The organism is Phaeovulum sp. W22_SRMD_FR3, from assembly GCF_052113705.1.
GTDB lineage: Bacteria > Pseudomonadota > Alphaproteobacteria > Rhodobacterales > Rhodobacteraceae > JBGQOG01.
Genome location: NZ_JBGQOG010000006.1, coordinates 225184 through 246402, shown reverse-complemented (window position 1 = coordinate 246402; position 21219 = coordinate 225184). Strand labels below are relative to the sequence as shown.

General features: G+C 64.8%; 17 protein-coding genes. 7 read left to right on the top strand and 10 right to left on the bottom strand.

The features are described 5' to 3' along the window. The first annotated feature begins 12 nt into the window (after positions 1-12). The 3 genes from ACEN2S_RS10765 (at position 13) to hemA (ending at position 2687) form a co-directional block, all read left to right on the top strand. Positions 13-774, top strand: a complete 762-nt coding sequence (locus ACEN2S_RS10765; RefSeq protein ID WP_441866038.1) for a Pnap_2097 family protein — start codon at positions 13-15, stop codon at positions 772-774. 138 nt (positions 775-912) lie between these two features. Beyond that, positions 913-1311, top strand: a complete 399-nt coding sequence (locus tag ACEN2S_RS10760; protein ID WP_441866037.1) for a DUF983 domain-containing protein — start codon at positions 913-915, stop codon at positions 1309-1311. Positions 1312-1445: 134 nt separating this feature from the next. After that, on the top strand, positions 1446-2687 hold the full coding sequence (gene hemA, locus ACEN2S_RS10755; protein WP_441866035.1) for a 5-aminolevulinate synthase: 1242 nt from the start codon (positions 1446-1448) through the stop codon (positions 2685-2687). A gap of 103 nt (positions 2688-2790) precedes the next feature. On the opposite strand, the gene ACEN2S_RS10750 is transcribed toward hemA, so the two are convergent. Then, positions 2791-3600: an AraC family transcriptional regulator gene (locus tag ACEN2S_RS10750; RefSeq protein WP_441866033.1), complete on the bottom strand. Its 810-nt coding sequence runs from the start codon at positions 3598-3600 to the stop codon at positions 2791-2793. 236 nt (positions 3601-3836) lie between these two features. Here ACEN2S_RS10750 and ACEN2S_RS10745 point away from each other — a divergent pair, with 236 nt between their 5' ends. Further along, complete coding sequence (locus ACEN2S_RS10745) at positions 3837-5072, top strand: MFS transporter (RefSeq protein WP_441866031.1); 1236 nt, start codon at positions 3837-3839, stop codon at positions 5070-5072. Positions 5073-5186: 114 nt separating this feature from the next. Here the strand turns inward: ACEN2S_RS10745 and ACEN2S_RS10740 are convergent, their stop codons facing one another. The 8 genes from ACEN2S_RS10740 to ACEN2S_RS10705 all read right to left on the bottom strand — a co-directional run bounded on the left by ACEN2S_RS10740 (position 5187) and on the right by ACEN2S_RS10705 (position 14769). Continuing rightward, complete coding sequence (locus ACEN2S_RS10740; protein ID WP_441866029.1) at positions 5187-6977, bottom strand: thiamine pyrophosphate-binding protein; 1791 nt, start codon at positions 6975-6977, stop codon at positions 5187-5189. Positions 6978-7088: 111 nt separating this feature from the next. Further along, on the bottom strand, positions 7089-8807 hold the full coding sequence (locus tag ACEN2S_RS10735; protein WP_441866027.1) for an ABC transporter substrate-binding protein: 1719 nt from the start codon (positions 8805-8807) through the stop codon (positions 7089-7091). Positions 8808-8933: 126 nt separating this feature from the next. Beyond that, on the bottom strand, positions 8934-9215 hold the full coding sequence (locus ACEN2S_RS10730; RefSeq protein WP_441866155.1) for a DUF2160 domain-containing protein: 282 nt from the start codon (positions 9213-9215) through the stop codon (positions 8934-8936). 119 nt (positions 9216-9334) lie between these two features. Further along, complete coding sequence (locus ACEN2S_RS10725; RefSeq protein WP_441866025.1) at positions 9335-10174, bottom strand: carbohydrate ABC transporter permease; 840 nt, start codon at positions 10172-10174, stop codon at positions 9335-9337. Between the two features lies 1 nt (position 10175). After that, positions 10176-11048 (bottom strand): carbohydrate ABC transporter permease, encoded by an 873-nt coding sequence (locus ACEN2S_RS10720; RefSeq protein ID WP_441866023.1) that lies wholly within the window; start codon positions 11046-11048, stop codon positions 10176-10178. Continuing rightward, positions 11048-12148 carry an ABC transporter ATP-binding protein gene (locus ACEN2S_RS10715; RefSeq protein WP_441866021.1) on the bottom strand — a complete coding sequence of 367 codons (1101 nt, stop codon included), beginning with the start codon at positions 12146-12148 and terminating at the stop codon, positions 11048-11050. The genes ACEN2S_RS10720 and ACEN2S_RS10715 overlap by 1 nt, the downstream gene beginning before the upstream one ends. Before the next feature lies 1 nt (position 12149). After that, positions 12150-13244: an ABC transporter ATP-binding protein gene (locus ACEN2S_RS10710; RefSeq protein WP_441866019.1), complete on the bottom strand. Its 1095-nt coding sequence runs from the start codon at positions 13242-13244 to the stop codon at positions 12150-12152. After that, on the bottom strand, positions 13237-14769 hold the full coding sequence (locus ACEN2S_RS10705; RefSeq protein ID WP_441866017.1) for an FGGY-family carbohydrate kinase: 1533 nt from the start codon (positions 14767-14769) through the stop codon (positions 13237-13239). The genes ACEN2S_RS10710 and ACEN2S_RS10705 overlap by 8 nt, the downstream gene beginning before the upstream one ends. A 267-nt stretch (positions 14770-15036) precedes the next feature. On the opposite strand from ACEN2S_RS10705, the gene ACEN2S_RS10700 reads away from it, so the two are divergent. Next, positions 15037-16731, top strand: coding sequence for a glycerol-3-phosphate dehydrogenase/oxidase (locus tag ACEN2S_RS10700; RefSeq protein ID WP_441866015.1), 1695 nt, complete (start codon positions 15037-15039; stop codon positions 16729-16731). Between the two features lie 23 nt (positions 16732-16754). Then, positions 16755-17534: a GntR family transcriptional regulator gene (locus tag ACEN2S_RS10695; protein ID WP_441866013.1), complete on the top strand. Its 780-nt coding sequence runs from the start codon at positions 16755-16757 to the stop codon at positions 17532-17534. A 14-nt stretch (positions 17535-17548) separates the two neighbouring features. Here the strand turns inward: ACEN2S_RS10695 and ACEN2S_RS10690 are convergent, their stop codons facing one another. Continuing rightward, positions 17549-19573 (bottom strand): SLC13 family permease, encoded by a 2025-nt coding sequence (locus ACEN2S_RS10690; protein ID WP_441866011.1) that lies wholly within the window; start codon positions 19571-19573, stop codon positions 17549-17551. Positions 19574-20133: 560 nt separating this feature from the next. Between ACEN2S_RS10690 and ACEN2S_RS10685 the strand changes: the two genes are divergently transcribed. After that, positions 20134-21204 carry an NAD/NADP octopine/nopaline dehydrogenase family protein gene (locus ACEN2S_RS10685; RefSeq protein ID WP_441866010.1) on the top strand — a complete coding sequence of 357 codons (1071 nt, stop codon included), beginning with the start codon at positions 20134-20136 and terminating at the stop codon, positions 21202-21204. The last annotated feature ends 15 nt before the right edge of the window (positions 21205-21219 follow it).

Below are 21219 nucleotides of genomic sequence, written 5' to 3'. Positions count from 1 at the left end.
CGGACAGAGACGGTGCGTCTCGGGATGATGCAGCTTGGCCCGGACGGCCTCTCGGAGCAATGGCTGCTGCGCGACGCGGGTGACCGGCATTGGGCGCTGATTGCCGAGGCCATGGGGCAGGAGCGGGCGGTGTTCCGTGATGCCGAGGGGCGCGCGCTCTATGCCGCCTTTTGCGCGACATCGCTGGTCCTGGCGCGGCCCGACGGCCCCTTGCTGGGGCACAGCGCGCAGATCACCTCGGCGCTGTATGAGGTCAGCGCGACCCAGCTCGGCTCGGTGCATCTGCTGCAGCAGGCGGGGGGTGTTCTCGCCGAACTGCGGATGATCTCCACCTTTGTCGGGCATGATGCGAGCGGCTCGAACCATCGCATCTTGCGGCGTCCGCCGGGCCGCGGGCTGGCCCTGCCGCCCGCGCCTGCGCCGTTGCGGGCATTGGCCGATCAGGCGCGGCAGCAGGCGCGCCGCGCCCGCGATGCCGCCGGAGCCCCGCCGGGGGGCGTGACCGTGACGCCCTGTCCGTCGCTGGATTTCAACGCCGTCGGGCTGCTCTATTTCCCGACATTCTCCAGACTGGCGGAGCAGGCGGAATGGGCGGCCTCGGGCGTTCTGGCGCCGCTGGCCCGGCGCGATGTGGTCTATCTGGGCAATCTTGACCGGGGCGAGACTGTCCGTCTGCGGATGGGCGGCGCGACCCCGGAGGCGCGCTGTTGCGACGTGCTGCGCGGTGGCACCCGCATCATCGCAAGGGTTGAAACCCGGCGGCATCCGCTTTGACAGTGCACCGGCGTCGCCCAGTCGCGGGGGAGGCGGACGATTTGTCACGGGGTCTGCGCAAGGATCCGCTTCAATTTCGCATCATTAATGCATACATTAAGCGGGTAATGATTCATACTTCACCCGATGAGGACGCAGATGCCCGCAGAAACATTCTCCGATGCCGAGCAGCCCCGCGACAGCAAGCTGGCGATCAAGCGCGGCCTCCGGCTGAAATGCCCGCGCTGTGGCGAGGGGGCGCTGTTCTATCGCTACCTGAAGGTGCAGCCCGAATGCCCCTGCTGCGGTCTCGACCTGACGCCGCAACGGGCGGATGATGGCCCGGCCTATCTGGTCATTCTGGTGGTCTGCCACCTCGCCGGTTTCATGATGGCGATCTTGTGGGAGAGTTTCCGCATGGAGCCCATCGTGATGGCCTCGCTGATGTCGGTCTTTGTGACCGTGGTCGCGCTGGCGCTTTTGCCCTCGGCCAAGGGGCTGTTTGTCGCCGTGCAATGGGCCAACCGCATGCATGGTTTCGGCCGCCGCGACGCCTGACGTCCGACGCCGGACATCTGACATCTGACGCCCCGCGTCGCAGAATATTTCCCCCCAACGGCCCGCCATCACCGGCGCGGCCCGTCAAGATGCGGCGCCCGGAGGTCCGGGTCGCGCCGCCGATGAGGTATGACATGTCCCGATTTGCGGTTTCGGATCGCCCGTTCACGGACCGGCTGGACGTCCTGCGCACAGAGCGGCGCTACCGGGAGTTTCGCAGCATCGCGATGCAGCCCGGCGCGCGGCCCCTTGCGCAATGGGCGCGCGGCGATGGCACTCCGCGCGAGGTGACGGTCTGGTGTTCCAACGATTATCTGGGGCTGTCGCAGCATCCCGATGTGATCCGCACCGTGGCGGATGCGGTCGAGCTTTATGGCGCAGGTGTCGGCGGCACGCGCAACATTGCGGGGACGCATCCGGCCCATGTGGCGTTGGAGACGGCCTTGGCAGATTGGCACGGCAAAGCGGCGGCGCTGGTGTTTTCCTCCGGCTGGGTGGCCAATCTCGCGGCATTGTCGGTGCTGGGCAAGGTCTTGCCCAATTGCGTCATCCTGTCGGATGCGGGCAATCATAATTCCATGATCGAGGGGATGAAGCGCTCTGGCGCGCCCGTGCAGATCTTTCGGCACAATGATCTGGCGCATCTGGAGGATCTTCTGGTCCGGCTGCCGAAGAAATCCACGCCGCTGATTGCCTTTGAGAGCCTCTACAGCATGGATGGCGCGGTGGCGCCGATCCGCGGGATCTGCGATCTGGCCGAGAAATATGGCGCCTTCACCTATCTCGATGAGGTGCATGCCGTGGGCCTTTACGGGCCGGAGGGGGCGGGCATCGCCGCGCGCGAGGGGCAGGCGGCACGGATCTCGATGATTCAGGGGACGCTGGCGAAATCCTTTGGTCTGGTGGGCGGCTATATCGCGGGTTCCGCGGCGGCGGTGGATGTGATCCGTTCGGAGGCGGCGAGCTTTATCTTTACCTCGTCGTTGCCCGCCTATCTGGCCGAGGGGGCGCAACGGTCGCTGGAGATTTTGCGCAAGGCAGATGACCTGCGTGCAATGTTGCAGCGGCGGATCGCCGAGACCCGGAGCGAGCTGGAGGGTCTGGATCTGCCGCTGCTGCCGGGCGAGACGCAGATCCTGCCGCTGATGGTCAATGACCCCGAGCATGTGAAACTGGCGGCGGATCTGTTGCTGAACGTCTATGGGATCTACATCCAGCCGATCAACTATCCGACGGTGCCGCGCGGCAGCGAGCGGCTGCGCATCACCCCCTCGCCGCAGCACGGGCCCGCGCATATTCAGGCCCTGGGGCAGGCGCTGGAGGAGATCGGGCTGGAGATGGGCTGGCGTCCCGGTCAACGGCGGGGTGCCGGTTGAGGCAGGCCCGGGCAAAGGCGCGCCCTTGCCCTGCGCACTGCCTTTGCGCCGCGCGGCGGGCGATGTCACGGGCGGCGCGGATGGCGCCGGGCGCGGCCCGCGCTCAGCGGCGGGTTTGCGCGGCGGCAGCGTCGTCGGATGCGTTTGCCAGATAGGCGCGGGGTGCGGCGCCAAGCGTGCGCGCGAACATGGCGCTGAAGGCGGCGGGATTGCTGTACCCGAGGTCCAGCGCGACCGATGTGATGGCCTCTCCGGCCACCAGACGCGGCAATGCTGCCATCACACAGGCCTGTTGACGCCATGCCACAAAGCTCAGCCCGGTTTCGGCCTTGAACTTGCGGGTAAAGGTGCGGCGGCTGACATGGCTTTCGCGCGCCCAGTCATCGGTCGTGTCATGCTGGGTGGGATGCGTCAGAAAGGCCCGGCATTGCCGCGCGAGCTTTGGGTCCCGCGGCAGCGGCAGGGACAGGGGCACCTCCGGCAGCCGCAGCAATTCGGCCTGGATCAGGGCCATCACCAGACCATCGCGACCGCCCAGATCATATTCCAGCGGCAGGGTCACCGCTTCGGCCAACAGGCTGCGCATCAGCGGCATGATGCCCAAGACCACGCAGGTTGACGGCATCGCGGTCACGCTGTCGGGGGTGAAATACAGGCTGTGGATCGTCACCTGACCCATCATCCGCACCTCATGGGCGACGCCGGCGGGAATCCACAGCGCGTGTTCGGGTGGCATCATCCAGGCGCCGCGCGGCGTTTCGATCATCACGGTGCCGGTGGAGCCATAGAGCAATTGCGCCCGCGCATGCGAATGCGAATGCACGACGCTGCCGTTTTCGTAATCAATGCCGCGCGCCACGATCGGGCGCTGCACCTCGGGCCGGCTGTGATCGCGCTCAAACCGGAATTCCATACCGCCCCCCTTCACGCCGCTCCCCCTCACAGTCGCGTCCCCATTCATCCGGCCTCCCGTCGTTCCGCCCCCGTGTCGCCGCGTGTCTGTGCTGCGCGTTCCGCCTCCGATCTTTGGCCCAGTCTCGTTGCTTGTTGACCTTAACCCGGTGGCGGGCCGTTGTCGATCTGGTCTATCTCCCGTCCGGACCGGCAAAATCCCCCTGCACGGGGTGGCCTCAGCGACAGGACGACACGATGACGATGACCGCAACCCATCCGCAAACCGCCGGTGCCGCGCCGACGGTGCCCCCGGCCTCCGCACCAAAACCGGTCTATGGGGTTCTGGCCGCCGCGAGCCTGAGCCATTTCATCAATGACATGACGCAATCGCTGTTCGTGGCCTCTTATCCGCTCTTCAAGGGCGGCTTCAGCCTGAGTTTTGCGCAGATCGGCCTGTTGACCTTTGTCTATCAGGTCACGGCGTCGCTGCTGCAGCCGTTGATCGGACGCTACACCGACCGGCATCCGCTGCCCTATTCGCTGCCCTTCGGCATGCTGTCGTCGCTGTCCGGTCTGCTCACATTGGCCTTTGCGAGCAGCTATCCGATGCTGCTGGTGGGGGCCATTTTGCTGGGGACCGGCTCGTCGATCTTTCACCCGGAGACGTCGCGGCTGGCGCGGCTGGCCTCGGGCGGCGCGCCTGGGCGCGCGCAATCGCTGTTCCAGATCGGCGGCAATGCGGGCAGCGCCGTCGGGCCCTTGCTGATCGCCTATTTCGTGCTGCCGCACGGGCGCCCGGCGCTGGCCTGGTTCGCGCTGAGCGCGCTGCTGGGGGTGATCGTGATGGCGGGGCTGGGTCGGTGGTATCAGGCGCATCTGCGCGCCCGCGCCACGGTGCCCGCCCGGGCCGCACCGGCGGCCTATCCCGCCGCGCAGCTGCGCCGGATCATGGCCGTGCTCATCGCGCTTCTGATCTCGAAATTCTTCTACATCGCCTCGATCACCTCCTACTACATCTTCTATCTGATGCAGCATTTCGGGGTGTCAGAGCATGCGGCACAGATCGATTTGTTCATCTTTCTGGCGGGGATGGCGCTGGGCACGCTGGTTGGGGGCCCGCTGGGGGACCGGATTGGCCGCAAACGGGTGATCTGGGTCTCGATCCTTGGCGCGCTGCCCTTTACGCTGGTGCTGCCCTATGTCGGCCTGACCGCCACAGTCGCGCTGAGCGGCATCGTCGGGCTGATCCTGTCTTCGGCCTTCCCCTCCATCGTGGTCTATGGGCAAGAGCTGATCCCGGGGCGGATCGGCATGGTGTCGGGGCTGTTCTTCGGTCTGGCCTTCGGCCTCGGCGGGCTGGGCGCGGCGCTGATCGGGGTGCTGGCCGATCAGGTGGGGATCGACATGGTCTACCGCATCTGCGCGTTTTTGCCCGCCATCGGGCTTCTGGCGATTTTCCTGCCCGATCTTGAGAAACACCCGGCGCCCTGACGGCAGGTTCCGCCTTGGGTCGTGGGGAAAGCGCTGCGCCTCCCCATCTGCGTCTTGCGGGCCGGAAAGCCCGCAAGATATTGCAATCGCGCGACTATTGTCCCGATCTGCCGCTCAAAGATCGGGCGAGATCTTGTACTGCCGCAGCTTGTACACCGTGCCGGGACGCGGGCGCGGCTTGGCGTTTTGCTCTTTCATCCGGCGTTTGAACGAATGGATCGGCGTCGCGCGGTCATCAATGCGCACCTCCACCACCGAAGGGCCGTCATGGGCAAAGGCACGGTCGAGCGCCGGGCCGATCTCATCGGGCTTTTCGACATAGATCCCGAGCAGTCCCAGCCCCGCCGCCGCCGCCGCATAGCCCGGGGTTGAACCCTGGCTTTCCAGATTGGCGGATTGCACATTGCCAAAGTAGATTTCCTGCCAGAGCTGGATCCAGCCGAGCTTGCCGTTGTTGATCACCACATTGACCACGCGCTGGTTGTATTGCGCCTGCGTCGCCAATTCGCCGATCGTATAGGAAAACGCGCCATCGCCCGCCACCGTGACGATCCTTGCATCAGGGCGGGTGGCCGCCGCGCCAATGGCCCCCGGCACCGCATAGCCAAGGCCCCCCTGACCGCGCGCAAAGAGGAACTGCCGTTCGGCCTTTTTCGCCGGGATATAGCCCGAGATCCAGCCCGCCGAGAAAGAGGCATCCGAGACGACAATGTCATTCTCCTCCAGCCGCGCGGCGATCTCGCGCATGATGCGCGGCGGCAGGACCGGGACCTGATCCGAGGCCATCTCAATCGCCTTCGCCGCATCGCCCTCGGCCTTGATCTCGGCGATCCGCGCCGCCCAGTCCGGACGGCTGCCCGCAAGGCTGTCGCCCAAAGCCGCGGTCAGGCTGCGCAGGATTTCCCGCACATCCCCAAAGAGCGGCACCGTCGGGCGGAAGGTGCGGCCATGTTCCATCGGGTCGCTGTCGATGGTGATCGTGGCCTGATCGGGCTTGGGCAGTGTCCAGTTCATCCCGGTGTTCTGGCTGACCTTCGAGCCGCACCAGATCACCAGATCGGCCTCCTGGATCAGTTCGATCGCGGCCCAGGACCCAAGCGGGTTCAGCACACCCGCCGCGTAATCGCGGGTTTCGGGCACCGAGCCCTTGCCCGAGAGGCTGGTCACCACCAGCCCGCCCAGACGGTCAGCGAATTCGGTGGCCTCGGCCGCCGCGGCCGCGCCATGCACCCCGCCGCCGTAGACGATGGCCGGGCGTTTTGCCTTTTGGATCAGGGCGATGGCCTTGTCGATCTCGGGGCCGGGGGCGGTGGCGCGCACGAAGGGGATCTGCTTTGCCCGGTCATCCACGACGATGGGCAGGGTCTCTTCATCCCATTCGGCGTCAAAAATATCATGCGGAATGATCAGGGCCACCGGGCCGGGCCGGGGCGAGGTGGCGATGCGGAAGGCCGCGCGGATCAGATCGGGCAGCGCCTCGACCGAGGGCACGAGAAACGCTTCCTTCGAGCAGGTCTTGAAGAAGGCCAGCTGGTCAAACCCTTGGCTGGCAATGCCCTTTTCCTTGAGCGACAGCCAGTCCAGCGGCAGCTCACCAATGATGCCGATCATCGGGATCGAGGCATTCAGCGCTTCGAGGAAGCCCGCGGGCAAGAGGTTCGCGCCCGGTCCCACGGTGACATCACAGACCCCGGGCCGGCCGGTGAGGCGGGCATAGGCATCGGCGGCATAGGCGGCGTTGCGCTCGTCGCGCATCAGGATGTGGCGGATACGGTCGGTGCGGCGCGAGATGCCGTCGTGCAGCGCTGTGGTCTGCCCGCCCGGCATGCCGAACACCTTCGTGACGCCATATTGCGCGAGCATCTCGGACACGAGATCGCCGATGTGTTGCCTGGGGGTGGTCATGATCTTCTCCTGTCGCCCGCGAGGGCGTTTGGTTGGGCTCGTGAAATGAGGGGGTTGGGGAGGGGGGGGCCGACCGTCTGTACGGTCGGCCCTGTTCTCAGGGCAGAAGGGTCAGTTCTGCCAGGATTTGATCAGCTCGTCATAGGCGATGGTCTCGCCTTGGGGCTTTTCATTCTCCAGCTTGGCCACCGGCGCACCGGGCGCGTCCAGCCATTCCTGCGGGTCTTTTTCCTCGTTCAGTTTCGGGCCGATGTCGCCCTGAACGCCGGATTTCTCGATCCGCGCCAACACTTTCTCCTGCTCGGCGCAGAGGGCATCCAGCGCTTCCTGCGGGGTTTTCTCCCCCGACATGGCATCGCCGATGTTCTGCCACCAGAGCTGCGCCATCTTCGGATAATCCGGGATGTTGGTGCCGGTGGGCGACCATGCGACGCGGGCGGGCGAGCGGTAGAATTCGATCAGGCCGCCGAGTTTGCCGGCACGATCGGTGAAGTGCTGCGAGTTGATCGTCGAGTCACGGATGAAGGTGAGGCCGACGTCGGATTTCTTCACATCCACGGTCTTGGAGGTGACGAACTGCGCATAGAGCCAGGCCGCCTGGGCCCGGTCGACGGGGGTGGACTTCATCAGGGTCCAGGAACCCACATCCTGATAGCCGACCTTGGTGCCTTCCGACCAATAGGCGCCGTGCGGCGAGGGGGCCATGCGCCATTTCGGCGTGCCATCCTCGTTCATCACCGGCAGGCCGGGTTTCACCATGTCGGCGGTAAACGCGGTGTACCAGAAGGCCTGCTGGGCCACTTCGCCCTGCGCCGGAACCGAGCCTGCCTCGCCAAAGACCATGCCTGCGGCTGCGGGCGGTGCGTATTTCTGCAGCCATTCGATGGATTTGGTGATGGCATAGACGGCGGCGGCATCGTTGGTCGCCCCGCCACGCGCCACACAAGAGCCGACGGGACGCGAGTTTTCATCCACGCGCACGCCCCATTCGTCCACGGGCAGGCCGTTCGGCTCGCCCTTGTCGCCCATGCCCGCCATCGACATCCAGGCATCGGTGTACCGCCAGCCGAGCGAGGGGTCCTTTTTGCCGTAGTCCATGTTGCCAAAGGCCGATTTCGGCCCGCCCATATAGGACATGTCGCGGCCGGTGAAGAATTCCGCGATGTCTTCATAGGCCGACCAGTTGATCGGAACCCCCAGATCATAGCCATATTTGGCTTTGAAATCGTCTTTGGATTTCTGATCGTTGAACCAATCGTACCGGAACCAGTAAAGGTTGGCGAATTGCTGGTCGGGCAGCTGGTAGAGCTTGCCATCCGGCGCCGTGGTAAACTTGGTCCCGATGTAATCGGCCAGATCCAGCGTGGGCGAGGTCACATCCTTGCCTTCGCCCGACATCCAGTCGGTCAGGTTGCGCGCCTGCTGATAGCGCCAATGGGTGCCGATCAGATCCGAGTCGTTGATATAGGCGTCATAGATGTTCTCGCCCGATTGCATCTGCGTTTGCAGCTTTTCGACGACATCGCCTTCGCCGATCAGATCATGGGTGATCTTGATGCCGGTGATCGCGGTGAAGGCCGGGGCCAGAACCTTGGATTCATATTCATGCGTCGCCAGCGTCTCGGAGACGACCTTGATCTCCATCCCCGCAAAGGGTTTTGCCGCGTCGACATACCATTGCATCTCGGCTTCCTGATCGGCGCGGCTCAGCGTCGACATGTCCCCGATTTCGGCATCCAGAAATTTCTTGGCCGCATCCATGTCGGCAAAGGCGGGCATGCCGATGGCGATCAATGCCGCGGTCATGGCCGTGGTGTAGTGCAGTCTCATGGTATTCCTCCCAGAATGTGAGACGTTACTGGTCTGCAGGTGCCGGGGGGCGGGGACATCCATCCGCGCCGCACAGCTGTTTTTGGCATGATCCTGGCCGTGGTTGGCCATGACGTCCTCCCGGCGTCAGACCCAGCGGAACACCGCTGTGGCAAAGATCAGGCAGACAACCAGAGCGCCCCAGACGGGAGCTCCGATCAACGCGAGCCAGGCCAGACAGATGAAGGCCGAGCCCAGAAGGGAAATGAAAAGCCGGTCACCGCGCGTGGTTTCGATGTGCAGCACCCCGATGCGCGGTGTCTCGGGAAAGCGGATTGCCAGAATGGTGAAGGTCACCAGCAGGCAGGCAATGAGGTAGAAGAACAGGGCGACCGGAAAGGTCCAGGCCATCCAGCCGCCTTTGATCATCGGCTCGAACCAGTCAAACCCATCCTCGGTGCGCGGCGTCGCCCACAGGAGGGCGGCCAGTGCCGCAAGCATCAAGGTGCCGGTGGCGGTGTAGATCAGGGGCCAGCGCGTCGTGGTCATCACACCCTCCCCAGGGCAAAGCCCTTGGCGATGTAGTTGCGGACAAAGTAGATCACCAGCGCGCCGGGGATGATGGTCAGCACACCCGCCGCCGCCAGCAGCCCATAGTCAAAGCCGGTGGCCGAGGAGGTGCGCGTCATCGCCACCCCGATGGTTTTCACATTGACCGAGGTCAGCGTGCGCGACAGCAGCAGGTCGACCCAGGAGAACATGAAGCAGAAGAAGGCGGCGACCCCGATGCCGGAGGCAATCAGCGGCACGAAGATCTTCACGAAGAAGCCGCCAAAGGAATAGCCGTCGATATAGGCGGTCTCGTCGATCTCGCGCGGGACACCGCGCATGAAACCCTCAAGGATCCAGACCGCCAGCGGGATGTTGAAGAGGCAATGCGCCAGCGCCACGGCGATATGGGTGTCAAAGAGGCCGATCGACGAATAGAGCTGGAAGAAGGGCAGCGCGAAAACGGCGGGCGGCGCCATGCGGTTGGTCAAGAGCCAGAAGAACAGATGCTTGTCGCCGACAAAGCTGTAGCGCGAGAAGGCATAGGCAGCGGGCAGCGCCACGGTGATCGAGATGACGGTGTTCATCACCACATAGATCAGCGAATTGACATAGCCCATGTACCAGGTGGAGTCGCTGAAGATCTTTTCAAAGTTCACGAAGGTCAGATCCTTGGGCCAAAGCGCGATGCTGGTCAGGATCTCGGTGTTCGACTTCAGGCTCATGTTGATCAGCCAGTAGATCGGCACGAAGAGAAAGATCAGGAACAGCGTCATGATCAGGATCGACACCGGTTTGCCCCAGTCTTTTGCGGCGCGGTGTGGGGTAGGGGTGGCCATCTCAGCGCTCCTCTTGTTTGTCGAGCGTGGTCATCACGGTGTAGAACACCCAGCACACCAGCAAGATCACCAGGAAATACATGATCGAGAAGGCGGCGGCGGGCCCGAGGTCAAACTGCCCGATCGCCATTTTCACCAGATCGATCGACAGGAAGGTGGTGGCATTGCCGGGGCCGCCGCCGGTGAGCACGAAGGGCTCGGTGTAGATCATGAAACTGTCCATGAAGCGCAGCAGCACGGCGATCAGCAGCACGCCCCCCATCTTGGGCAGCTCGATATAGCGGAACACGCTCCAGCGGCTGGCCTGATCGATGCGCGCCGCCTGATAATAGGCCTGCGGGATCGATTGCAGCCCGGCGTAGCACAACAGGGCCACGAGCGAGGTCCAGTGCCAGACATCCATCACCACCACCAGCACCCAGGCGGCAATCGGGTCGCGCCCGGGGTTGATCTCGATCCCCAGCGCCAGCAGCGTGGCGCCCAGGAGGCCGATGTCGACGCGGGTGAACAGCTGCCAGATCGTGCCCACCACGTTCCACGGGATCAGCAGGGGCAGGGCGATCATCACCAGACAAAAGCTGGACCAGCCGCCCTTTTTCGGCATGTTCAGCGCCACGATGATGCCCAGCGGCACCTCGATGGCGAGGATGGTGGCCGAAAAGATGATCTGCCGCCCCAGCGCGCCCCAAAGCCGGTCAGACTTCAGCATGTCCTCGAACCACTCAAGGCCCGCCCAGAAGAAAGCGTTGTTCCCGAATGTGTCCTGAACCGAGTAATTCACCACCGTCATCAGCGGGATCACCGCCGAGAAAGCGACAAGCAGGAACACCGGCAGCACCAGAAACCATGCTTTTTGGTTGACTGTCTTTTCCATCACGCGGCCTTTCCGATGAATGAACCCAGCGGGTTCTGGCGCCAATCGTTCTCAAAAACGCTGATCTGGGCGGGGGCGAAATGCAGATGCGTCATCCCGGCCGCGAGCTCGGCCTCTTCGGGCAGGATCGCGCTGATCTCGCCCCCGGCAAAATCGGCGCGCAGAATGCGGTGGCGGCCGACATCTTCGATCCGCCGGATCTGCACCGGCACCCCGCCCGTGCGGCCGTCGGTCAGGGTGACGAATTCCGGACGGATCCCGATCTGCACCCGGCCCTGCATCGGCGCATAGGTACCGGCCAGCGCGATCCGCGTGCCCGCCACATGCGCCACATTGCCCTCGACCTCGGCCTCCATCAGGTTCATCCCCGGCGAGCCGATGAAATAGCCGACGAAGGTATGCTCGGGCGTCTCGAACAGCTCTTGCGGCGTGCCCATCTGCACCACGCGCCCCTCGTGCATCACCACCACCTTGTCGGCAAAGGTCAGCGCCTCGGTCTGGTCATGGGTCACATAGATCATCGTATGGCCGAACTGCCGGTGCAGCTGTTTCAGCTGGGTCCGCAGCTCCCATTTCATATGCGGGTCGATCACCGTCAGCGGCTCATCGAAGAGGATCGCATTGACATCCTCGCGCACCATGCCGCGGCCCAGGCTGATCTTTTGCTTGGCATCGGCGGTCAGGCCGCGCGCCTTGCGGTTCAGCGTTGCCTCCATGCCGATCATCTGCGCGATCTGCTCGACCCGGGCGGCGATATAGGCCGCGTCCATCCCGCGGTTGCGCAGCGGAAAGGCCAGATTTTCGCGCACGGTCATCGTGTCATAGACCACGGGAAACTGGAAAACCTGCGCGATGTTGCGCGCGGCGGTGGGCGCATGGGTCACATCCTGATCGCCAAAGAGCACGCGGCCCTGGCTGGGGCGGATCAGGCCGGAAATCACGTTCAACAGCGTGGTCTTGCCGCATCCCGAGGCACCCAGCAGCGCATAGGCGCCGCCATCCTGCCAGACATGGTTCATCTCTTTCAGCGCGAAATGCGAGTCCTTGCTCGGGTGGCTGATGTAGCTGTGGGCAAGGTTGGAAAGGGTGATCTGTGCCATGTCAATTCCCCTGACTGGCCAGGGCGTAGGCGGCAGGGGCCACCAGCGCACCATCCGGCCCGAATAGATAGATGTGCGACGGGTCCAGCCAGACCGAAACCGCGGTGCCCGCATCCAGATCATGCACCCCTTCCACCAGACCGACCCAGCGGTCCGTCCCGTGATCCAGATGCAAAAAGCTCTCCGATCCGGTGATCTCGGTCACCGCCACCGCGCAGGGAAATTCGATGCCGGTGCCGCTTTCGCGGTGCAATGTCAGATGGTTGCCGCGAAAACCGGCGGTGTAGCTTCCATCGGGCAGAGCGGCGAAACCGCCCTCGGCGGGGGTCGTGGCCCCGTCGCCCAGCGTCAGCCGCCCGTCGCGCTTGTCGCAGCGGATGAAGTTCATCGGCGGGTCCGAGAAAACCCGTGCCGTGGTGGTGTCCACCGGGCGGCGATAGACCTGCGGCGTCGGGCCGAACTGGGTGACGCGGCCCTGCGACAGCGTCGCGGTATTGCCGCCAAGCAACAGCGCCTCTTCCGGCTCGGTCGTCGCATAGACAAAGATCGCGCCCGAGGCCTCAAAGATCTTGGGGATCTCGCTGCGGAGTTCCTCGCGCAGCTTGTAATCAAGGTTGGCCAGCGGCTCGTCAAAGAGCACGAGACCGGCTTCTTTCACCAAGGCCCGCGCCAGCGCGCAGCGCTGTTGCTGCCCGCCCGAGAGTTCCAGCGGCTTGCGGTCCAGAAGCGGGGTGAGTTTCAGCATCTCGGAGGTGTCGCGCACCGCACGGTCAATCTCGGCGGCGGATTTTCCCATCAGTTTCAACGGTGAGGCGATGTTGTCATAGACCGTCATCGAGGGGTAATTGATGAATTGCTGATAGACCATCGCCACCCGCCGCTTTTGCACGGGCATGCCGGTGACGTCCTGACCATCCCAGATCAGACGGCCGGTGCTGGGCTGATCCAGCCCCGCCATCAGCCGCATCAGCGAGGTTTTTCCCGAGAGTGTTGCCCCCAGCAGCACGTTCATCGTGCCGCGTTCGAGGGTGAGCGTGGTGGGATGGATCCAGGTCTGGCCCTTGACCACGCGCGAGATACCCTGAAGTTCAAACATGCTGCAGGCCTGACGTTGCGGGGGGAGACCATGCCGCAGCGAGCGCTTCGCTGAGGCCCAGATAGCGGGGATATTTCGCCAGATAGGGCTTGGCGCGCAGCGCGTCGCCCTTGTGGCGGCGGCCAATGCGGGTCATCGCCGTCACCGCATCCTTCAGCGAGGGATGCGCGCCAACGGCGGTGGCGGCGCAGATGGCCACCCCCAGCGCGCCCAGTTCCGAGCCGTCCGGCACCTCGACGGGCAGACCCAGAATATCGGCAAACATCTCGGACCACAGTTCGGAGCGCGAGGCCCCGCCCGCCAGCCGGATCACCTGCGGCCGGGCGGCATCATTGCCCGAGAGCAGCCGGTCCACATCAACCTTATGCGCAAAGACGATCCCCTCGAACACCGCGAGCATGATGTCGTCAAAGCTGTATTCGGCCGTCATCCCGAGAAGGCCCGCCGGGGCGCCGTTCGGGCCGCCAAAGAGGAAGGGGAAGAACAAGGCCTCGCGCGGCTGGCCGAGTTTGCGCGACACGGCGGTGTTGATCACATCATAGATGCCCACCGCCTGTTCCGGCGGCAGCGCGCCGCCATGCGTCAGCAGGGTTTTCACCATCCATTCCAGATTGCTGGCCGAGGTGGCCGCCCCTTCGGTGGCGAGATAGCCGCCCAGCGGATAGGGCGTTTGCAGGAACGGGGCCAGCGACTGGCGCGGCGTTGCATGCAGGGTGGAATTGATGCTGAACGTGCCCGCCACAACGCTCATTTCCTCCGGGCGGGTCAGGCCCGACGACAGGGCGGCGGCGGTCACATCCACCACGCCGCGCACGACGGGGGTGCCTTCCGCCAGGCCGGTCAGCCGGGCGGCTTCGGCGCTGATCCCGCCCACGATGTCACAGGCGGCGCCAATCGGCGGCAGCATCGGCAACCAGGCCTCGAGCCCGAGAAGGTGCAGCGCTTCCTCCGCATAGGCCGAGCGGGTCACATCGATCAGCCCGGCAATCCCGGCATCCGAGGGATCGGTGGAAAAGTCGCCGCAAAGCTTGGCGCGCAGAAAATCCTTGCAAAACAGCACATGATGGCCGGGCCGGATCACCTCGGGTTCGTGGCGTTGCAGCCAGCCCAGAAGCGCCAGCGACTGACCTGACCACAGACGCTGCTGGATCATCGGCTCGACCTGCGCCGCAAGCCCGGCTTCGGTCCATTCCGCGATCAGCGCGGCGGCACGGCTGTCGGTCGAGACAATCCCGGGACGCACCGGATTTGCCGCGTCATCCACGATATAAAGGCCGCTGCCATAGCCCGCGACGCTGACCGCCGCGATGTCTTGCGGTTCAATATCCGCCAGTGTCAGGACTTCGCGGATCGCCTCGGCTGTGGCCTGCCACATCCCCTCCGGATCACGTTCGGTCCAGCCCGAATGCGGAAACGCCATGACATTCTTGCGCCGTGCGCAGGCCAGCTCTCTTCCCGAATAATCGAAAAGCGCAGCCTTCGTCATGGTGCCCCCGGCATCAATGCCGAGCACACAGTTTTTCATGCTATCCTCCCTATCGAGTCGACCCGGCTCCTCTTCCCGATCGACCCAACTTGTTATTATAAGTTAACCTAACCGAGATTCGGCATCTGTCAAGAAATCTAAATTAATGAGCGTTTTCTGGCATCTGTCGGAAATATTCGGAATTTATTTCGTCCAGTATCAGAATCATCTTCTCTGTCCGCCGCAAACCTCGCATAACTTGTCATTAACAGTTACGCGGCGTTGTCCTGTCTGCAGACGCGCCGGCACGGGGTGGGAGGAACCGCCATGCAAACGAGAGACGAGCAGCTGGCGCGGCTGCGCGCGGGGGAATCTCCGCCGGTGCTGATCATTGGCGGCGGCATCAACGGGGTGGGCACCTACCGCGATCTGGCCGCCCAGGGGCAGGCGGCGCTGCTGGTCGAGGCGGCGGATTTCGCCTCCGGCACCAGCTCGGCCCCCTCGCGGCTGATCCATGGCGGGCTGCGCTATCTGGAGACCGGCGAGGCCGCCCTGGTGCGCGAGTCGCTGACCGAGCGGAACCTCTTGCTGAAGAACGCCTGCCATGTCGTGCATCCTTTGCCGGTCTGGGTGCCGCTGGAGAGCTGGTTTCGCGGCTCTTTCATGGCGGTGCTGCGGTTTTTGCACCTGACCCGCACGCCGGGGGCCAAGGGCGGGGTGCCGGTCAAGCTGGGGCTGATGCTCTATGACCGGTTTGGCGTGGCGCATCAGACCATGCCCAATCACCGGATGTATCTGGCGGATGCGGCGCGCAAACAGGTGCCGGTGCTGGCCCCGAACCTGCGAGCGGTGGCCGAATATTACGACGCCAGCATCAGCCATCCGGAGCGTCTGGTGGCGGAGCTGGTCGCCGATGCCGAGCGCGATTGCCCCGCGGCAATGGCGATCCCCTATCTTGCGGCGGGGGCGCTGCGCGATGGCGCGGTGACCCTGACCGACACGCTGACGGGCGAGCGTTTCGAGGTCCGCCCGACGGTGGTGGTGAATGCCGCCGGGGCCTGGGCCGACGGCGTGCAGGAAAACCTCGGCTTTCATGAGCGGATGATCGGCGGCACGCGCGGCTCGCATCTGGTGGTCAAAAGTGCGGCGCTGGTGCGGGATCTGGCGGGCAAGATGCTCTATTTCGAGACGCTCGATCACCGCGCCTGTCTGATCTATGCGATTGGCGAGGACCGGCTGTTGCTGGGCACCACCGATCTGCGCAGCGATGATGCCAATGACAAATTCTGCACCGAAGCCGAGATCGACTATCTCTTCCACGAGCTGTCGCTGATCCTGCCGGGCGTGCAACTGACGCGGGCCGACATCGTCTTTGCCTATGCCGGGGTGCGGCCTTTGCCCCTGACCAAACCCGGGGCGACGGGGGCGATCAGCCGCGACCACAAGCTGGTGCATTTCCCGCCCACGGCCGGGCGGCCGTTTCCGCTGGTCACGCTGATCGGCGGCAAATGGACCACCTACCGCGTCTGTGGCGAGCAGATTGCCGATGCGGTGCTGGCGCATCTTGGGGCCAAGCGGCGGCAAAGCACCGAGGATCTGCCGATCGGCGGCGCGCGGGGTTTTCCCTTCGCGCCCGCCGACCGCGCCGCCTATCGCGCGGACCTTGCAGCGCAAACCGGCCTGTCGCCGGAGCGATGCGCGGTTTTGGCTGCGCGTTATGGCAGCCGCGCGCGTGATGTGGCGCTGGCCGAAGCTGCCGAACCGGGGATGGTGGCGGGCATTTCGGGCTACAGCTCTGCCGAAATCACGCTTCTGTGCCGCGATGAGCGGGTGACCCGGCTTGAGGATGTCGTGCTCCGCCGCACGCTGATGGCCTTTGAGGGGGCGGTGACAGTGCAGGGGCTGGCGGCGCTGGCCAGCCTGGTGGGGGCCGCGCTGCACTGGGATGCCACGCGCGAGGCCGGGGAGGCGGCCGCAACGCTAAAACTCTTGCAAGATCGGCATCGCATGACTATCGGGTGACAATTATTCAGGAGGAAGCCGGCTTGGAGGCCAGGGACACACCGGAATTTGCAGATCTTTTGCTTCCGACAAACCGGAGCAAATCCGCACCGCTGTGGTCGCAGGTCAAATCTGCGCTGAGCCAGCTGATCCTGAAAGGCGAGTTGAGCGAACATGCGCAACTCCCGTCCGAAGCCGAATTGTGCCTGCGCTTTGGCGTGTCGCGCACCGTGGTGCGCGAGGCGCTGTCGCAGCTGGTCAATGAGCGGATGATCTACAAGCTGCAGGGCAAGGGTGCCTTTGTGGCGGGACGCCGCGATGAGCAGGATTTCATCGGCACCACGCTCAGCTTTTCCGGCGAGCTGGCCGACAAAAGCAAGACCGTCTCGCACCGCAACCTGCGGCAGGAGATCGCCTTGCCGAATGTGCGGATGTGCAAGCTCCTGGGCATTTCCAGCGACACGCCGGTGGTGGTGCTCGACCGGCTGTTGTCGGTGGACGGGCATCCGCGTTTCATCGTGCGCTGTGCACTGCCCGAGCATTTCGTGCCCGGTCTGGACAAGATGCCGATGGAGAACCGCTCGCTCTATGACACGATCGGGCGGCAATACGGCATCCGGCTGGTGCGCGCCGAACGCTGGATCGAGGCGACCAGTGCCGGACCCGAAGAGGTCAAGCTGCTGCAGGTGCCGCTGGGCAGCCCGCTGCTGGGCATTGAATCCGTCGGTTCAAATGACCGCGGCGAGAAGATCGAATATTACACCTCGCTCTATCTGACCGACCGCTCGCGGCTGCATTTCTCGGTGGTTGCGCCGAATTTCTGAGCGAAGACCGCGGGTTACAGCGGCCAGACGATCAGCAGGAGCGGCAGGCTGACGACCAGCACGATCAGCTCCACCATCAGCCCCAGACGCCAGTAATCGCCAAAGCGGAAGCCCCCGGGCCCGAGGATCAGCGTGTTGTTCTGATGGCCAATCGGCGTGAGGAAGGCACATGAGGCGCCAATCGCCACCGCCATCAGGAAACTGTCCGGATTGACATCCAGCGTCGCGGCAATCCCCAGCGCGATGGGGCAGAGCACCGCCGCCGTGGCGGCATTGTTCATCACATCGGACAGGAACATGGTGGTGATCAGCACCACGCCCAAGGCTGCAATCGGATTGTCGCGCGCGATGGTCTCCACCAGAAACCGCGCCAGAAGATCGGCGGCCCCGGTGGTCTGCATTGCCCCCGCCACCGGGATCAGCGCGGCCAGCAGCACGATGACCGGCCAGTCGATCGAGGTGTAGATCTGCCGCAGCGGCACGGTGCGAAACAGCATCGTTGCCAAAACCCCCAGCGCAAAAGCCACCGCCGCGGGCAGGATCCCGAAGGTCACAACCCCGACGGCAGCCAGCATGATCCCCCCGGCAATCAGCGCCATCCTCTTGTCCGGGATGCGCAATTCCCGCTCGCCCAGCGGCACACAGCCGGTGTCGTTGATGAATTCGGCCATCACATCCGCGGGCCCCTGCATCAGCAAGAGATCTCCCGATTTCAGCTTTACATTGCGCAGCCGCGCCTGCGGTGGCCGCCCGTCGCGCGAGACGGCGAGCAGAATGAGCCGGTAGCGGGTGCGCATCCGCAGATCACTTGCCGAGCGGCCGACGATGGTTGAGCCGGGCAAAATGGCCAGCTCTCTCAAGACGATATCGTCGTCACTGTCGTCACTGTCGTCACTGTCGTCACTGTCGTCGGTCTCGTCGCTGTTGTCGGAGCTCTTGCTACCCGCATCCGCATCCGCATCGGTAGCGGCCGTCGCCGATCCGCTGGCTGGGGCGGTCTCCTGCACGGCGCTGTTCTGCGCGGCCCTGGTTGTCGCGGCATCTGCTTTGGCGGCCTCAGCCTTCGCCGTCTCAGCCTTTGCGGCCTCAGCCTTCGCCACTTCGGCTTTTGCAGCCTCAGCCTTCGCGGCCTCGGCACTTTTCGCGGCGGCCTTTTGCGCCTCCAGCTTGATGTCAAAGACCGACAAGGCCTCGGCCAAAGCATCCACATCGGCCTGCAGCACCAGAATGTCATCCGCCTGAATATGGCGCCCGACAGAGGGGGCTGTCATGCGGACCTCGTGGCGGACAAGGCCGACAATCTGCGCGCCGCTGTCCTTGATTGCGGCTTCAAAGGCGCGCAGGGTCAGGCCCACCGCCTTGCTTTTCTCGGGCACGCGCACCTCGGTCAGATAGGTGCCGGTGTCAAACCCGTCGCCCGCCGCCGATTTGCGCGCGGGCACCAGCCGCCAGCCGACAAAGGCGATGGCAAGGGCACCCGCCACCGCCACCGCGACGCCCACCGGGGAAAAGTCGAACATGGCGAATTGCCCCAGCCCGGCCTGCGCCCGAAAACCCGAGACGATGAGGTTCGGCGGCGTCCCCACCAGCGTGGTCATGCCGCCCAGAATGGTGCCGAAGGCCAGGGGCATCAGCACCTGTCCCGGCGTCAGATCAATCCGGCCCGAGAGCTGCATCGCAATCGGCATCAACAGCGCCATCGCACCGACATTGTTCATGAAACCCGAGAGCGCCGCCCCCAGACCGATCAGCGCCAGCAAGGTGGTCACCCGTCCGGCATCGCGCGGCAGAATGCTGCGCGCCAGCCAATCCACCGCGCCTGTACTGCGCAGCCCCTGGCTCAGCACCAGCACACAGGCCACGGTGATCACCGCCGGGTGGCTGAACCCGGCAAAGGCCTCCTCCGCCGGGACCAGCCCGGCGATCACACAGGCCAGCAGCGCCGCCAGTGCCACCACATCATGGCGGAACCGGCCCCACAGAAACAGCCCCATCATGGCGGCGAGCAGGGCGAAAATCATGATCTGCGGGCTGGTCATGGCAAGGCTTTCATTCTGAGGTTGTGTTTAAGGTAGCAGTTTCACATGAAAATTGCAGTCCGGCGGCGGAACTTCGCCACAGGCGTCAGGGGGTGTAGCGGGCTGAGGGAGGCCGCCGGGGCAGGGGTGTTGCGCCAGTTGCTGTCCGGCCTGCGGTCCGGGAAACGGGCCGGGGCGCCGTCTGGGCCGCTTGCGTCGGGGGGCTGATGCGCCAACGTCGCGCGGCAGAGGGCGGATCATCGCCCGGGGTTCCCGGATGTCATCGCGCGTCATCGGGCACCTCCCAAGCCTATGTCTCTGCGGGAAAACGCCGCCGCGAAGGCTTGGTTCCCCGACCCCGGCGGGCCGCGTGGTCCCGCCTTCTGCCCCGCCCCGCAGAACCGGGGACGGGGCGGATGAAAGAGCTGCGCAAATGGGTCACAACACCCGGATAAATTTGAAGTTTTGGCAAAAAATTCTGCCGCCTGTGGTGAAGATCCGCCCCGGTTTGTCTAAAGTTGGTCCGGGGGCCTGCGGGCGCGCGCGCCCCGATCCAGTTCATGCCAAAGGAGAGCCCCGAGATGACCACCATAGCCGTTCTGGGCGCGGGATCCATTGGCCTCGGCATGGCGGCGTTCTTCGCCTCTCAGGGCCACAGCGTCCGGCTGCACGGGCGCAGCATCGCCGCGGATCAACCCGCCTTGCAGATCGACGCGCAGGGGGCGCTTGACTGGCGCGGCCCGGTGGCGGCGCATTCGGCGCTGGGCGCGGCGGTTGCGGGGGCGGAGGTGATCCTGCTCTGCGTGCCGGGCGATGCGCAAAAGACGCTGATTGATGCGCTGGTGCCGGTGCTGAAGGACGGGCAGACGGTGCTGATCAGCGCGCAATATTCGCTGAGCGCGCTTTATCTCTCGCAGCAGTTGCACGTGCAGGGGCTGTCGGATGTGCCGGTGGTGGCCCTGGCGACCACGATGCTGACCGGCCGCCGGACCTCGGCGCAATCGGTGCGGGTGCTGTCGATCCGCAATGACTATGGCTTTGCCCTCTATGCCGGTGCCCGCGCGGCACAAACCGCGGCACTGGTCCGCGCGCTCAGCGGCAAAGACCTGCGCCAGATCGCGATGACCGAGGTGGTGTTCGGCAATGCCAATCCGATAGCGCATGTGCCCAATGCCTTGTGCAACCTGACCCGGATCGAACTGGGCGAGGAATGGTCCAACTACGGCAAGATGACCGCCTCGGTCTGCGCGCTGATCGAAAAGCTGGACGCCGAGCGCTGCCGGATCGCGGCCCTGTTTGGCGCGGCACCGGTCACCTTTGCCGAACATCTGCACCGCTCGTTCGGTGCGGCGAAGGGCAGCGTGCAGGAGATGGTACAGGCGATTGGCGCGACGCGCAGCGGGCTGAACGGTCCGGCGACGCTGTCCTCGCGCTATCTCACCGAAGATGTGCCCTATGGTCTGGTGCTGCTGGCCCATCTTGCGGCGGTCGCGGGGGCAGAGGCTCCGGCGCATGCGGCGTTCATCACCCTGCTGTCGGTCGCCTGCGGGCGTGACTTCGGCGCGGAGAATGACCTGCTGGCACCGCTTGCGCTGCGTGGGATGCCGCTGGCGGAGGTCCGGCGCGTGTTGGACATGGGCTGGGGCGCCTGAGCGGCCCGGCGCGGG

Excerpts from the sequence above, each read along its gene's own strand:
- ACEN2S_RS10760 (WP_441866037.1), top strand. The coding sequence starts at position 913 with ATGCCCGCAGAAACATTCTCCGATGCCGAGCAGCCCCGCGACAGCAAG.
- hemA (WP_441866035.1), top strand. The coding sequence starts at position 1,446 with ATGTCCCGATTTGCGGTTTCGGATCGCCCGTTCACGGACCGGCTGGAC.
- ACEN2S_RS10750 (WP_441866033.1), bottom strand. The coding sequence starts at position 3,600 with ATGGAATTCCGGTTTGAGCGCGATCACAGCCGGCCCGAGGTGCAGCGC.
- ACEN2S_RS10745 (WP_441866031.1), top strand. The coding sequence starts at position 3,837 with ATGACGATGACCGCAACCCATCCGCAAACCGCCGGTGCCGCGCCGACG.
- ACEN2S_RS10740 (WP_441866029.1), bottom strand. The coding sequence starts at position 6,977 with ATGACCACCCCCAGGCAACACATCGGCGATCTCGTGTCCGAGATGCTC.
- ACEN2S_RS10735 (WP_441866027.1), bottom strand. The coding sequence starts at position 8,807 with ATGAGACTGCACTACACCACGGCCATGACCGCGGCATTGATCGCCATC.
- ACEN2S_RS10730 (WP_441866155.1), bottom strand. The coding sequence starts at position 9,215 with ATGATCAAAGGCGGCTGGATGGCCTGGACCTTTCCGGTCGCCCTGTTC.
- ACEN2S_RS10725 (WP_441866025.1), bottom strand. The coding sequence starts at position 10,174 with ATGGCCACCCCTACCCCACACCGCGCCGCAAAAGACTGGGGCAAACCG.
- ACEN2S_RS10720 (WP_441866023.1), bottom strand. The coding sequence starts at position 11,048 with ATGGAAAAGACAGTCAACCAAAAAGCATGGTTTCTGGTGCTGCCGGTG.
- ACEN2S_RS10715 (WP_441866021.1), bottom strand. The coding sequence starts at position 12,148 with ATGGCACAGATCACCCTTTCCAACCTTGCCCACAGCTACATCAGCCAC.
- ACEN2S_RS10710 (WP_441866019.1), bottom strand. The coding sequence starts at position 13,244 with ATGTTTGAACTTCAGGGTATCTCGCGCGTGGTCAAGGGCCAGACCTGG.
- ACEN2S_RS10705 (WP_441866017.1), bottom strand. The coding sequence starts at position 14,769 with ATGAAAAACTGTGTGCTCGGCATTGATGCCGGGGGCACCATGACGAAG.
- ACEN2S_RS10700 (WP_441866015.1), top strand. The coding sequence starts at position 15,037 with ATGCAAACGAGAGACGAGCAGCTGGCGCGGCTGCGCGCGGGGGAATCT.
- ACEN2S_RS10690 (WP_441866011.1), bottom strand. The coding sequence starts at position 19,573 with ATGACCAGCCCGCAGATCATGATTTTCGCCCTGCTCGCCGCCATGATG.
- ACEN2S_RS10685 (WP_441866010.1), top strand. The coding sequence starts at position 20,134 with ATGACCACCATAGCCGTTCTGGGCGCGGGATCCATTGGCCTCGGCATG.